At 57.0% G+C, this 14464-nt stretch carries 12 protein-coding genes and 1 tRNA gene; 11 read left to right on the forward strand and 2 right to left on the reverse strand.

Annotated features, from left to right (window positions below):
* Window positions 1-248 precede the first annotated feature (248 nt).
* From HMPREF2890_RS08325 to aroC, 6 genes are all read left to right on the forward strand, one after another.
* Window positions 249-992, forward strand: coding sequence for a hypothetical protein (locus tag HMPREF2890_RS08325; protein ID WP_148130733.1), 744 nt, complete (start codon window positions 249-251; stop codon window positions 990-992).
* A 356-nt stretch (window positions 993-1348) separates the two neighbouring features.
* A complete protein-coding gene (rnr, locus tag HMPREF2890_RS08330) occupies window positions 1349-3655 on the forward strand; it encodes a ribonuclease R (protein ID WP_070467564.1) in 2307 nt (768 codons plus the stop codon).
* Window positions 3656-3673: 18 nt separating this feature from the next.
* Complete coding sequence (gene ruvB, locus HMPREF2890_RS08335; protein ID WP_246825400.1) at window positions 3674-4780, forward strand: Holliday junction branch migration DNA helicase RuvB; 1107 nt, start codon at window positions 3674-3676, stop codon at window positions 4778-4780.
* 6 nt (window positions 4781-4786) lie between these two features.
* Window positions 4787-6274 carry a lipopolysaccharide biosynthesis protein gene (locus HMPREF2890_RS08340; RefSeq protein ID WP_070467567.1) on the forward strand — a complete coding sequence of 496 codons (1488 nt, stop codon included), beginning with the start codon at window positions 4787-4789 and terminating at the stop codon, window positions 6272-6274.
* Complete coding sequence (locus HMPREF2890_RS08345) at window positions 6271-7710, forward strand: TIGR00341 family protein (RefSeq protein WP_083289912.1); 1440 nt, start codon at window positions 6271-6273, stop codon at window positions 7708-7710. Before HMPREF2890_RS08340 ends, HMPREF2890_RS08345 begins: the two co-directional genes overlap by 4 nt.
* A 4-nt stretch (window positions 7711-7714) precedes the next feature.
* Entirely contained in the window at window positions 7715-8803 is a 1089-nt protein-coding gene (aroC, locus tag HMPREF2890_RS08350; protein ID WP_070467570.1) for a chorismate synthase, read from the forward strand.
* A 3-nt stretch (window positions 8804-8806) separates the two neighbouring features.
* On the opposite strand, the gene nadD is transcribed toward aroC, so the two are convergent.
* Both nadD and gmk read right to left on the reverse strand, forming a co-directional pair.
* Complete coding sequence (gene nadD, locus HMPREF2890_RS08355; RefSeq protein ID WP_070467572.1) at window positions 8807-9430, reverse strand: nicotinate (nicotinamide) nucleotide adenylyltransferase; 624 nt, start codon at window positions 9428-9430, stop codon at window positions 8807-8809.
* A gap of 3 nt (window positions 9431-9433) precedes the next feature.
* Window positions 9434-10009 carry a guanylate kinase gene (gene gmk, locus HMPREF2890_RS08360; protein ID WP_070467573.1) on the reverse strand — a complete coding sequence of 192 codons (576 nt, stop codon included), beginning with the start codon at window positions 10007-10009 and terminating at the stop codon, window positions 9434-9436.
* A 218-nt stretch (window positions 10010-10227) separates the two neighbouring features.
* Between gmk and HMPREF2890_RS08365 the strand changes: the two genes are divergently transcribed.
* The 5 genes from HMPREF2890_RS08365 (at window position 10228) to HMPREF2890_RS08385 (ending at window position 14413) form a co-directional block, all read left to right on the forward strand.
* Window positions 10228-10313: transfer RNA gene (locus HMPREF2890_RS08365), tRNA-Tyr, on the forward strand.
* Window positions 10314-10515: 202 nt separating this feature from the next.
* Entirely contained in the window at window positions 10516-12366 is a 1851-nt protein-coding gene (gene rho / locus HMPREF2890_RS08370; protein WP_070467576.1) for a transcription termination factor Rho, read from the forward strand.
* A gap of 5 nt (window positions 12367-12371) precedes the next feature.
* Complete coding sequence (locus HMPREF2890_RS08375; RefSeq protein WP_070467590.1) at window positions 12372-13070, forward strand: M15 family metallopeptidase; 699 nt, start codon at window positions 12372-12374, stop codon at window positions 13068-13070.
* Window positions 13071-13074: 4 nt separating this feature from the next.
* Window positions 13075-13791 carry an SAM-dependent methyltransferase gene (locus HMPREF2890_RS08380; protein ID WP_070467578.1) on the forward strand — a complete coding sequence of 239 codons (717 nt, stop codon included), beginning with the start codon at window positions 13075-13077 and terminating at the stop codon, window positions 13789-13791.
* Window position 13792: 1 nt separating this feature from the next.
* Window positions 13793-14413 carry an L-threonylcarbamoyladenylate synthase gene (locus tag HMPREF2890_RS08385; protein ID WP_070467580.1) on the forward strand — a complete coding sequence of 207 codons (621 nt, stop codon included), beginning with the start codon at window positions 13793-13795 and terminating at the stop codon, window positions 14411-14413.
* The last annotated feature ends 51 nt before the right edge of the window (window positions 14414-14464 follow it).

Consider the following 14464-nt stretch of genomic DNA (forward strand, 5'->3'; position numbering starts at 1 on the left):
GACCCAATAACAACAACCGGTGATATGGTCGTGCAAAATGGAAGCTATTTCCATAGTAAGGATCCTCACTGATGACGGACAACGTATGACTAAGCAACTTACATCTCCACGGATGAGGACGGAGATAAGTACTACAATTGCAGCTCGGCCAACTCGGATCTGGAAGGAAAGGCAACTAGTAAAGTGCTTGGGGACCCTATCCGACAGCTCTCCATTGCCAAGGCAATACGTACTGACTAAAGTAACATATGATAAAGAGAATACTTACAGCCACATCCATCCTCCTGCTCGCATATAGTTGTAATTCAACCTCAAGCGTTAGAAGCTGGAGGGAGGACAACAGACTACCTGATGATGTCTATATGGTCGAGGAGGTATCTACTGTCGTCGACACATCTAGGTATGACTACAATCAGAAATCAAAGACGGTCTACCTTATTGACGACCTCGGTCGACTGGCCCTTGTTGCGTATGATACATATTGGCAAGAATACTATTATACCGGTAATAGCCTACTCGTAGATAGTTTTGTCTACTCAGATTACACCAAAAAAGTTTTCAAATACCTTGGCAACAAGTGTATTGAGGAAATGGCAGTATGGGACTCTGGAGAGAGCCGTAATGATGTACGACATATCGCTCATAATTATAAAGACCTCCCGGCAGAAACGTTTGATGGGTGCTGGAGAACACATATTGAGTACGACGATTACGGTCGCATAGTCTCTGAGCGCAATTTTTCTGAGGGAAAATTCTGTTCCAACGTGGTTTACGAGTACAACTCTCAGGGAGACAGGATAAGCGAGAGATGGGGACATCAGGATGCGCTATGGCTCCCGACCGAATATGCCTACTATGAGTATGAGTACGACTACGAGGGTGATTATTGGACAACAAATCGTCAATACAGGGTCCATGAGAATGGGGAGAGAGTGCTGTGGCTACAGACTACCCGGAAGATTTTCCGTAAGTCAGACAGCACCCCGCAGTAACATGCCACGCAAGCAGATAAGCAACCCCTATAGAGCAAGTAATGATTGTCTCAGTCTATACTCCCTAACCAAGGAGTCCACGACTCTTCAAGCCCGTTTGGGACCACTTTGATCAGCCGGAGAGTGCGAAAGTTCCTTTCGCACTCTCCGGCTTTTTTGGAGGGGCTTATCTAATACCGATATTAGGTGACACTAATACCGATATTAGAGAAGTCTAATATCGGTATTAGATTTCATCCACATAGACACCGGTCAGGCGCAGCTCAGCCAACCCCCGGAGGATCGGGCGAGAGGAAAGCAGGAGGTGGGGAAATTTGGGTAACTTTGTCGGTCACTAATGATACACAGAAAAATCAATGGGTAAGAAATTTAAGTCAAGAAAAGATAAGAGTAGTCAGGCATTTAGGGAGTCGTCCTACAAGCCGAGTAAGAAAGAGCGGGGATTCTCACGCTACAGAAGGGATGTCATCGACTACTTCACCAGCCATGCCAATGTCTGTGTATCTGTCGGTGAGATCTGCAAGACGGTCGGTGCTGAGGATGGCTCGGAGAAGCAGATGGTCAGCGAGGTGCTTGATCAGCTGATGCGCGAGAAGCTCATCCAGGCAGGTGCCGCCAGTGACGAGTATATCTACAGGACAAAAAATACGAAGCTGGTCGGATCCTTCCGCCGCAAGGCGGGCAAGGGACACAATTTCTTCTTCCCCGAGGATGGGAGCGACCCGATCCGCGTGGCGGAGCGAAACTCTGCTCACGCCTTTGATGGCGACAAGGTAATGGTGCAGCTGCTGGCTCTGCGTCCGGGACAGGAGATTGAGGGTGAGGTGATCGAGATACTGGAGCGGGTGGTGACCAATTTCGTCGGCGTCATGTCGATCAGCCACGGCTATAACTTCCTCATCACGGACAGCCGTAAGCTGGACAATGACATCCTGATCCCGGATCGCAACCTCAATGGCGCTCAGGATGGCGAGAAGGTACTGGTCCATGTGCTGGAGTGGCCGGACCATGCCAAGAACCCTGTCGGGGAGGTAATCTCACGCCTCGGAGAGCCGGGGAGCAACGACACTGAGATGCATGCGATACTGGCAGAGTATGGCCTGCCCTACTCCTATCCGGAAAATCTGGAGCAGTACGCCAATGACCTCGATGAGCAGATGGCATACGACCCTAAGTATAAGAGAGAGGACTACCGTGACCGACTCACCTTTACCTGCGACCCGGAGTCGGCGAAGGACTACGATGATGCGCTCTCCTACAAGGATCTCGGCGACGGCACCTACGAGGTAGGTGTCCACATCGCCGACGTCACCTCTTACGTCACCCCCGAGGACCCAATCAATGAGGAGGCCTCACAGCGTGCGACCAGTGTCTACTTGGTCGACCGCACCGTGCCGATGCTGCCGGAGCGACTCTGCAACGATCTCTGCTCTCTCCGCGCAGGTGTGGACAGACCCGCATTCTCCTGCATCTTCCGGATGAATCCCCTCGGCACCGTGCTCGACTACCATGTCGCCCGCACAGTGATCCATAGTGACTACCGCTTCAAGTACGAGGAGGTGCTGGAGGTGATCAATGGGCAGCCCGGTGTGACGCCCGAGGTGGAGGAGGCGGTCCACAGGCTGGACGAAATAGCGAAGGCGCTGAGGAAGAAGCGCTTCGAGCACGGCTCGATCGAGTTTGAGCAGGAGGAGCTGGTGTTTGACCTCGATGAGAAGGGTAAGCCGATCTCCGTCCATGTCAAGGAGAATACCGATGCGAATCGGCTGATCGAGGACTATATGCTGCTTGCCAATCGCACCGTCGCCAAGCACATTGCTAAGCTGGCTAAGGAGCGAGACGAGAAGATCCCACCCTTTATCTATCGTGTGCACGACAGACCGGATGAGGAGCGGCTACAGAACTTTGCCGAGTACGTAGGGCGGCTGGGGTACAAGTTTGTCTACACCGGTGATGCCCAGTCCATCTCCGACAATCTCAACAAGCTCCTCGAGGAGATCAAGGGGAAGCCGGAGGAGAATGTGATCCAGATCCTTGCGATCCGCACAATGTCCAAGGCTGTCTACCAGACAGAGAACATTGGTCACTTCGGGCTTGGATTTGAGTTTTACACCCACTTTACCAGCCCTATACGCCGCCATCCTGATATGATGGTCCACCGCCTCCTGTGGCAGTATATGACCACTGGGAAGAGTGCCGACAGGAGCGATCTTGATGCCATCTGTGAGCACGACTCTGAGATGGAGAAGACGGCTGCCGATGCGGAGCGCTCCTCTGTAAAGTACAAGCAGATCGAGTACATGCAGGAGCGACTGGGGCAGGAGTTTGAGGGCATGGTCAGTGGCGTCAAGGACTTCGGGATCTTTGTGGAGATCAAGGAGAATGGCTGCGAGGGACTGGTGCCGATCCGTGACCTCAGCGATGACTTCTACGAGTACGATGACAAGACTATGGCACTCGTGGGGATCAACACCCGCCGTCGCTACGCCCTCGGTGATACGATCAAGATCCGTGTCGCACGGGCCGATCTCCAGAAGAGGTTCCTTGACTTTGAGCTGGCTGATAAGCCGGCCGGTCAGCCTCAGGATGATCATCGTAGGGGAGGCTACGACTCACACCGTGGTGGTGGTCGTGGCGGTTACCGATCAGGTCGCAGACACTGATAGAGGAGATCGGAGGACATGCGCGACGAGGATCGTAAGATAGAGGGTCTGGAGGACTTTGACATACGCGGTGTCGAGCTCGGGAGTGATCCACTGACCACCTCTCTCTCAGAGGATGGGCGGAAGGATCCCGACAAGCTCCTGAGACCACAGCGCTTTGAGGACTTCACCGGCCAGCCCGATGTGGTGGGCAATCTCAGCGTCTTTGTCAAGGCGGCGAAGATGCGGGGTGAGACGCTTGACCACGTCCTGCTCCACGGTCCACCCGGATTGGGGAAGACCACCCTCTCGCAGATCATTGCCAATGAGCTCGGTGTGGGGATCAAGGTCACCTCCGGCCCGGTGCTGGACAAGCCGGGAGACCTCGCCGGTGTGCTCACCTCGCTCGAGCCGGGAGAGGTGCTCTTCATCGATGAGATCCATCGCATGCCGCCCGTGGTGGAGGAGTACCTCTACTCTGCCATGGAGGACTACCGGATTGACATCCTGATCGACAAGGGTCCCGGGGCGAGGAGCATTCGCCTTGATCTTGAGCCCTTTACCCTCATCGGTGCCACCACACGAAGCGGTCTCCTTACCGCTCCGCTGCGGGACCGCTTTGGGATCAATATGCACCTTGAGTACTACGATGCGGAGATGCTGAGGGAGATCGTCCTCCGTAGTGCCGGCATCCTGGGGATCGAGTGCGAGGAGCGTGCGGCGACAGAGATCGCCAATCGCAGTCGCTGCACACCACGTGTGGCCAATGCGCTCCTGAGGCGAGTGCGCGACTTCGCTCAGGTCAAGGGGACCGGCAAGGTGACGCACGAGGTGGCGTGCTACGCCCTCGAGGCGCTCAATATCGACGAGTACGGGCTGGATCAGATCGACCGGAAGATCCTCTTGGCGATCATGGACAAGTTTGAGGGCGGTCCGGTGGGCGTCGAGACCATCGCCACCTCTATCGGGGAGGATGCCGGCACCGTCGAGGATGTCTACGAGCCCTTCCTCATCAAGGAAGGCTTCCTGAAGAGGACCCCACGGGGGCGCGTCGTCACCTCGCTGGCCTACACCCACTTTGGCCGCCCCTCTCAGGCACCGGCTCGGGGACAGATGCTCTGGGACGAGCAGGATCTCTTACTCTAAAGACTTATGGCACAGAGCGGTGGCATGAAGAGTCTGGCCAAGGACACAGTGGTCTATGGCCTTACGAATATCGTCAGCAAGTTTCTCAATTGGCTTCTGGCACCCCTCTACATCCGGGTGCTGGCAACCTCGGCAGAGTATGGCATAGTGACCAATCTCTACGCCTGGGTCAGCGTGATACTCGTGGTACTGACGCTTGGGCTGGAGACGGGACTCTTCCGCTTCATCAATACCTCCGATAAGCCGCAGCAGGTCTACGCAACCTGTCTCAAGGTGCTGTCGGTCCCGGTGCTGATCTTCCTCCTCATCGGTCTCACCCGGACGCAGGCAATAGCGGACTTCCTGAAGTACCCCTTTCACCCGGAGTACGTGGGGATGTTTGTCGTCATCGTGGCACTGGATGCCCTGATGTCGCTCCCCTTTGCCTACCTTCGGTATCAGCATAAGCCCTGGCGCTTTGCTTTCTACAAGTTCCTCTTCATCGGGCTCAATATCTTCTTCAACCTCTTCTTCCTTATCGTCTGTCCGCGACTCGAGGCGGCGGGGTACGCTCTCCCAGGCTGGCTCTACCGACCAGGCATGGGAGTAGGCTACATCTTCATCTCCAACCTCCTCGCCTCCGGTATCGAGGCACTGATGATGCTGCCGCTCTTCCGGTACGGGATCAAGGGCTTTGACCGGGAGCTCCTGCCCAAGCTGGCACTCTACTGCGGTCCGCTGGTGCTGCTCGGGCTGGCGGGGGACTTCAATAAGATGGCCGGTCAGGTGCTGATCCCCTACCTCTATGCCGACCACGGCGAGGGGATGACGGCGCTCGGGATCTTTGGAGGAAACCTCAAGATCTCGGTCATCATGGTGATGTTCCTGCAGGCGTTCCGCTTCGCTTACGACCCCTTCGTCTTTAGTAAAATGAAGTCGCGAGACGCCGGTCAGGCCTACACGATGGCGATGACCTACTTCATCCTCTTCGCCTCAGTGATCTTTGTCGGTGTGATGTACTGGATCGATGTCTTCAAGGTCATCGTCCGTCCCGACTACTACTCCGGGCTGGTGATCGTGCCGTGGATGATGTTCAGCGAGATCCTCTTTGGGATCTACTACAACCTCTCGGTGTGGTACAAGGTGACCGACCGGACCTACTACGGGGCGCTCTTTGCCGTGATCGGACTAGTCGTCACGCTTACAATCATCACGCTGGGCGTCCCGCGCTACGGCTTCATCGCCTGTGCCTGGGCCGCCGTCAGCTGCAATCTCGTCATGCTCCTGCTCTCCTACGTCCTCGGTCAGCGCCACCACCCGATAGCTTACCGGACACGGACGGATCTCGGGATCCTGGCGCTGGGTGCGCTCTTCTACTTCGGTGGAATGCAGGTCCACCCCGAGAGTGTAGCGCTCACGCTTGTGCTACGGACGCTCCTCCTACTGATCTACATCGGTCTCGCAGGCTACCTCTTTACTCCTGTTTTTGCCCAATTACGTCATCGTAGAAAATGAGTACCCAACCATCCAATCCCACTCCTGAAGAGGCGGAGAAGCAAGAGCCTCAAGTCAAGAAGAACGAAGGTCTCATCGGCTTCCTCAAGGAGTACTTTGACCTCGGTCTCGACAAGGAAAATGAGCTGAAGACCATCGAGTCGATTGCCGCCGATGTCGACTTTAAGGGTCCGAAGATGTGGATCCTGATCTGCGCGATCTTCATCGCGTCGCTGGGACTGAATATGAACTCGACCGCCGTCATCATCGGTGCGATGCTCATCTCCCCGCTCATGGGTCCTATTCTCGGCTTCGGTCTCGGGCTTGGGATCACCGACTTCAAGCTGGTCAAGCGTAGTCTCAAGAACCTCGGTATGATGACCCTCATCGGCATCATCACCGCTACAGTCTACTTCCTCCTCTCCCCGGTAGAGGCCCCCACGACAGAGCTCCTCGCTCGCACGCAGCCCACCTTTTACGATGTGCTGATCGCCTCCTTCGGCGGTCTGGCAGGTATTATCGCAGGTGCCAGTAAAAATAAGGGGAATGTGATACCCGGTGTTGCTATCGCCACCGCCCTCATGCCTCCGCTCTGTACGGCCGGATACGGCATCGCAACGATGAACCTCCACTACTTCATCGGAGCCTTCTACCTCTACATCATCAATGCCGTCTTTATCGGGCTCGCCACCTATATCACGGTCCGAGCACTTGATTACCCTCGGGTCACCTATGTTGATAAGAAGCGGGGTCGACTGCTCAATCGCGCCGTTGCCGTCATCGTCATCTGCACACTCCTGCCCAGTATTTACCTGGCGTGGCGGATGGTACAGACCTCGGTCAAGGAGCAGGCGGAGCGAAATTTCATCCGCTCTGAGATCACCGGTGATGACCGCTATGTCCTCTCCTACGACTCCTACAAGCGGGGAGACTCCACCTTTATGACTGTGAACGTACTCGGCTCGGAGATCACTGAGGAGGAGGAGAAAGTGCTGGATGCGAAGCTCGACGGCTATGGTCTCCGCAAGACCGCCCTTACGATCCAGCAAAACTACGACCGGCAAAACGTACAGAGACTCCGCTCCTCAATCCTCAACGACGTCTACAGGGGCGACGGCGGACATGGCACCGCCGACCTCGTTGCTTATCAGCACTTCCAGATCGACTCCCTCCAGAAGCTGCTCTCCCGGCACGACATCATCGGTGAAGAGTCGCAGCGACTTGCCGTCGACATGAAGGCACTCTTCCCGGAGGTTAGTCAGCTGGAGTTTGGCGACGTGATCACCTACCATCAGGACTCCCTCGAGGTCATCAGTCCGGATACGACTTTCCTTGTCCGGATCTATACGCCCTCAAGCAAGCTCTCCGAGGAGAGAGAGCAGACGATACGCCGCTGGGTGGCCATTCGGATCCCCAGGTCGAGGGTAGACATCTTCACGTCAGCCAAGAAGGAGTAGCGGTATGAATACCCACGGCAAGCTCTTTCGCCTTACCACCTTTGGCGAGTCGCATGGTCCCTGTATCGGAGGGGTCATCGACGGCTGCCCTGCCGGTCTCAGAGTCGACTGCGATGAGGTGGCGCATCAGCTTGCCCGCAGGCGCGGAGGAGCCACCGAGGGATCGACCGCACGGCGGGAGAGTGACCGGGTCGACTTCGTCTCCGGTCTCATGGACGGGGTCACTACCGGCACGCCGCTCGCCTTTCTGATCCCCAATGAGCAGCACCGAAGTTCCGACTACGACCGGCTCAGGGACGTCTATCGCCCCTCCCACGCAGACTATACGTATATCAAGAGGTACGGCATCCGAGACTGGCGGGGTGGTGGCAGAGCATCAGCCCGCGAGACAGCAGTCCGCGTGGTGGGCGGAACCATTGCCCGCCAGATCCTCCGGGAGGAGGTGGGGCTGGAGATCGTCTCCTACACCTCTCGGCTGGGAGGCTTGGGGTTGCCGGGCAGCTACAGGGATGAGGTAGACAGCGCCGAAGTGGAGGCTTCCAAATACGGCTGTCCCGACCCAGCTACAGAGCAGCAGATGGAGGCACTGGTACGTCAGGCTCGTACCGAGGGCGACTCCTTCGGTGGGGTGGTCTCGACCATAGTGCGAGGCGTGCCGGCCGGGTGGGGAGACCCGCTCTACGATAAGCTCTCTGCCGACCTTGCGTCAGCAATGATGAGTATCAATGCCGCTAAGGGCTTTGAGATCGGGGACGGCTTTGCCCTCTCTGAGATGAGGGGGGGAGAGGCCAATGATCCTTTTGTCACTAATGAGAAGGGCGAAATCCGAACCTCCACCAACCACTCGGGAGGTATCCAGGGCGGCATCTCCAATGGGGAAGTAATCCGCTTCCGCACTGCCTTCAAGCCCATTGCCTCCATTGCTCGCCCTCAGTCTACGGTAGACACCGATGGTCACGCCACCGATCTCACTATCTCCGGTCGCCACGACTGCTCGGTCTTCCCCCGCGTGTTGCCGATCGTTGATGCCATGACGGCACTGGTCCTCATCGACCACTATCTGCTCCTCCGTGGGGCAGGTCCCTTGTCGTGAGGCTTACGCCTCTGCCCCATTTCTATGCCCCGAGGTGTGGATCAGCTCCAGCAGCTCCCGGTAGAGTGGATCATCGATAGAGGTGGCGAGGAGATAGGGAAGATCCTTTCCCTCCTCGAGACGCTCTCTGATGTCTGTCGAGGAGACCTCGTACGTCGGCACATCGTCGATCACTCGCGTCCGCGCCGGCATCTCAAAGTCCTCCGGCAGATGGTATCCCGGTCGCGGGTAGACCAGTATGTCCGTCGTCTGTGTCAGCTCATCGCTATGGTACCACTTATGGAGCCAAAGCAGGCTGTCAAGACCCATCAGGAGGGTGAAGTGGCTGTCCGGATACTTCGCGTGGAGGTACTGCATCGTCCGGAGGGTGTAATTGGGCTGCGGCAGCTCCCACTCATCGAGGCTTAGGCGGATCTTTGGGTGCTCCCGCAGGAGACTCTCCGCCCAGCGCCGCCTGAAGTCATCCGGCAGCAGCAGGTTGTCCTCCTTGAAGGGGTTGCTCGGTGTGAGCGAAAACCACAGCTCATCAAAGCGGTCTCGCATCTGCTCGATGATGTAATTGGCGAGGCAGAGATGACCGATATGCAGGGGACTATAGGAGCCGGGGTAGAAGAGTATCTCGCGCATCCGTCACAGGTCAGCAGTAAGGAAGTCCTCGACGACGCGAGCTGCGGCCTGACACGCCTCCTCAAGGTTGTCATTCACCACGATCGCATCGTACTTTGGAGCAAAGGAGAGCTCCGTCTCGGCCTTGGCGAGTCGGCGCTCAATCACCTCGGAGGCATCCGTCCCCCTCCGCTCCAGGCGCTCCCGCAGGCGCTCAATGCTTGGGGGCTGTATGAAGAGCGTCAGCGCTCTGTCGCCATAGATCTTCTTGACATTAAGTCCCCCCTGCACGTCGATGTCGAGGATCACATTCTCCCCCCGATCCAGCGTCCGGTCCACCTCACTCCGAAGCGTCCCATAGAAACATCCGGGATAGACCTCCTCGTACTCCAGGAAGTCCCCTTCCCCGATCCGCTTCCTGAAGTCCTCCTCAGAGAGGAAGTAGTACTCGACGCCATCCTGCTCGCTGCCACGCGGCTTGCGCGAGGTGGCAGAGATGGAGAAGCGGCCCCGGAGGCCATACTCGCTCATAAGCTTATTGATGATCGTGCTCTTACCCGAGCCGCTGGGGGCGGAGAAAATGATTAGCTTGCCTTGCATGTAGGGGAGTAAAAAGTGATTGATACTATCTATCTCAAGTCAAAGGTACCAACTTTTTGCCGTCTGCCCTTTCACCTCTATAGTTTCCGGTCACCTACAGGATAGTCCCAAGACAGCTACCAGCAGGGTCGGTTGTGCAATAGAAAGCTTTTATCTAACTTTGCACTTGTAGGGAAGGGGTCTCCGAGATCTCGCATCATTGCCCTACCCTCTCTCACGCGCAGATACCAAAGTGGCCAACTGGGGCTGACTGTAAATCAGCTGGTTTTCACCTTCGGTGGTTCGAATCCGCCTCTGCGCACCATTCATTATCACTCTTTACCCTATCGTCACATCCACGTCGCTCACCACCTGACGTGATCTACTGAGTGACTAGCGGATCGATGCTTCTATACCCCGATCGGGGAGTCGCCAAGGGGGTGTGTCTCCATACTTCAGTGAGAGCCCCCGACCATCGCATCCTTATGAGCCGATAGGGACAGAAAGACTAATTCCAATCCATTTATATGTACACCATCACTGAGCTCTCCAAGCTAAGCAGAGAAGACCTCAATAAAGTGGCTGCTGATCTTAAGGTAAAAACCAGTCCGGATGCCGAGACACGAGAGATCATCTACGGCATACTCGATGCCCAGGCGGTCCACGTAGCCACCAAGACCAAGGGTCAGACCGACTCGACCACTCCTCGCCAGAGCAACAATAATAAGCGCACTCGCAGCACGGCAAACAATCGCTCCACCGCCAAGGACAATAAGAAGTCCGAGGAGAGCGACCCCGCCAAGGAGGCAAAGAAGGAGGACAAGCCCGCTACCCAAAAGAAGCGCGGACGCCCTCGGAAAAACCAAGCAGAGAGCAAGCAGGAGAGCGAGAGCGCCAAGGACAAGGAGAAGAACAGTCAGCCGAAGAAGGAGGACTCCAAGTCAGCCAAGGAGAAGGAGCCCAAGGAAACTCCCACGGAGAAGAAGACGGTCTTTGTGAATAAGAATGCCACTGACACCGTCCTCGATGACCTAATGGGCATGCTAACCCCGAGCCCCCGACCCTCTCAGCAGAGTAGCAAATCCTCAGAGCCTAAGAAGAGCGATCCCCGCAGGGAGCCCGCTCCGGCAAAGCACGATCAGCCGATTGTGGAGGCATCTAAGGAGCCGGAGAGCAGAGAGGAGCCTATGAAAAATCAGCCGAGCAACCAGAGTCCGAAGCGCCCCGTCGTCCAGGGGTCGTACGACTTCGGTGACGCACTTACCGCCACCGGAGTGCTCGAGGTGCTGCCTGACGGCTACGGCTTCATCCGCTCCGCAGACTACAATTACCTCTCCTCCCCGGACGATGTCTACGTGTCACAAAGCCAGATCAAGAACTATGGTCTCAAGACAGGAGACGTGGTAGAGGCGGTCATCTCCGCCCCGAAGAGCCAGGATAAGTTCTTCCCTATGAAGAAGCTGATCCGCCTCAATGGCTGTGACCCCAAGGCGGTCCGCGACAGGGTCCCCTTTGACCACCTGCTCCCGGTCTTCCCTACAGAGAAATTCAAGCTCGAGGTCCCCAGCTCGGCTCACGTCTACGACCGGACGGCGACCCGCATCTTTGACCTCTTCTCCCCGATCGGTAAGGGTCAGCGCGGTCTGATCGTGGCGCAGCCCAAGACCGGTAAGACGATGCTGCTCAAGGATGTGGCCAATGCCATTGCCCACAACCACCCCGAGGTATATATGATCGTCCTCCTGATCGACGAGCGACCGGAGGAGGTGACCGATATGCGTCGCAATGTGGATGCAGAGGTGATTGCCTCCACCTTTGACGAGCCGGCAGAGGAGCATGTTAAGATCTCCGAGCTGGTGCTTCAGAAGGCGAAGCGACTAGTAGAGTGCGGACACGATGTGGTGATCCTCCTCGACTCCATCACCCGCCTCGCACGCGCCTACAATACAGTCCAGCCCGCCTCAGGTAAGGTACTCTCCGGCGGTGTCGATGCCAATGCGCTTCAGAAGCCTAAGCGCTTCTTCGGTGCAGCTCGCAATATTGAGCACGGCGGCTCGCTGACGATCCTTGCCACCGCACTGATCGATACGGGATCCAAGATGGACGAGGTAATCTTTGAGGAGTTCAAGGGCACCGGCAATATGGAGCTGCAGCTCGACCGCAAGCTCTCCGACAAGCGCATCTTCCCCTCCATCGATCTCAATGCCTCCGGCACTCGTCGCGACGACCTGCTCCAGAGTGAGGATACGCGTCGCCGTATGTGGATCCTCCGCCGTCAGCTCGCCGACATGAATACTCAGGAGGCGATGGAGTTTGTCCTCAAGCAGATCCGTGGGACGGTGGACAACGTCGAGTTCCTCGCATCGATGAATAGCTAATGGCTATGAGGGTGATCCGTCGGTGCTTCCTCTGCCTTATCGGTCTGGCTCTCGCCCTCTCTGTGACAGAGGGACTGGCCCAGAGCTCGATGGACGTCAAAATGCGCGCCTACGGACTGGTCGACATTTCCGAGGTGGACTCCACCATCATGGTAGACCTCATGTACTCTCGGAGCGACAACTTCATGCAGGCTGATGTCTACGAAGACTTCGCCACCGCCTACCTGACCCCTGACTTCGCAGCCAAGATCGAGAGAGCCCAGCAGATACTGCGGGAGGAGAGAGGAGACCGCTACTCGATCATCATCTACGATGCAGCTCGCCCCCTCTCAGTCCAGCAGCGGATGTGGGATCTCGTCAAGGACACCCCGAGCAAGGTCTACGTCGCACCGGTCAGTAAGCGGGGCGGAGGACGGCATAATTACGGGGTCGCCGTAGACATGAGCCTCTACGACAAGGAGTCCGGTCAGCCACTTGACATGGGCAGCCCCGTCGACCACTTCGGCATACGTGCCCACATCAATAATGAAGCGTCTTTAGTCAAGCAGGGACTTATCACGAGAGAGGCGATGAAGAATAGGCAATACCTCTTCCATCTGATGGATCGCGTGGGTCTGAGACCGATCCGAAAGGAGTGGTGGCACTTCCAGGAGAGAAACTCGATTCGCGAGGTACGGGAGCAAAATCGGCTCTTAGACTTCTGACGACATGAAAGGAAAGCTATACCTCATACCGGTCTCGCTGGGCGAGAGCAACACCTCTCGATACGAACCCGCACTAAATGTCGAGTTGGTCTCCCGGCTGAGCCACTTCGTGGTGGAGAGTGCCCGGACGGCTCGGCGCTGTATCCGAGCACTCTGCCCAGAGAAAGATCTGGACGACCTACTTCTCCTCGAGGTGGATAAGCACAAGGGGTACAGCTACCCGAGAGAGAGAGTGATGACGCTCCTCGGTGAGGGCGTGGACGTGGGATTTATGAGCGAGGCGGGCTGTCCCTGTGTCGCCGACCCCGGGAGCATCGTCGTCGCTGACTGCCACAGGGCAGGCTTTGACGTCGTCCCGCTGGTCGGGCCGTCCTCCATCATCCTGTCGCTGATGGCATCGGGCTTCAGCGGTCAGTCCTTTGCCTTCCACGGCTATCTCCCCTTTGACGGCAAGGAGCGGCGCCAGGCCTTAGGCGAGGCTGCCGCTCGGGTCCGTCGGGTCGGTGAGACGCAGATATTCATCGAGGCACCCTACCGAAACGACCGACTGCTGAGGGAGCTGGTGGAGCTCCTGCCGAGCGACCTCTCCCTCTGTATGGCAGTGGACCTCACCACGGACCAAGAGGAGATCCATCGGATGACCATCTCCGAGTGGCGAAAAGCCCTCTCACGAGAGACCAGCTGGCACAAGAGACCGGCAATCTTCCTTATAGGACAATGATATGTTACTGAAATACTACACCAATGGCACCCCCTCGCCTGTGCTGCTGAAGCAACTTTCGCAGTCACTGCAGGCGGACAAGCTGCTGATCATCCCGACCGACACCGCCTACAGCATCTGCTGCAATGCCCTCAGCATCTCTGCCCTCGGACAGCTCGCCGAGATCAAGGGCGTGAATCCGGAGCAGAGTCACTTCACGATCATGTGTCAGGACCTCTCGCAGGCGAGCGAGTATGCCAAGCTGGATAACGAGGCATTCCGCATGATGAAGCAGAATACCCCCGGACCCTTCACCTTTATCCTCCCCACGAGTAGCGCCCTACCCCGCATCTACAAGGGCCGTAAGGAGGTCGGCATCCGCATCCCCCGCCACGAACTGGTACTCTCGCTGATACGCTACAGTGGCGCACCGCTTACCGGCTTCTCCCTCCCGGAGCTGCCGCAGCAGTTGGAGGACATCGCCTACGACTTCAATCCCGAGTTGATCAACGAGCTCTGGGGCGACAAGGTGGAGCATGTGGTGGATGGCGGCATCGGCAGCCTGCAGGAGTCGGCGATCATTGACTGCACGTCGGAGCCCTACACCATTGTGCGTGAGGGACCGGAGCAGCTGCAGCTTTAGGGGTGCGGGCGACAGGAGAGCCTAGGTTCAACATCGAAGTGCAACACTAGA

It is taken from the genome of Porphyromonas sp. HMSC065F10, assembly GCF_001808555.1.
Lineage (GTDB): Bacteria > Bacteroidota > Bacteroidia > Bacteroidales > Porphyromonadaceae > Porphyromonas_A.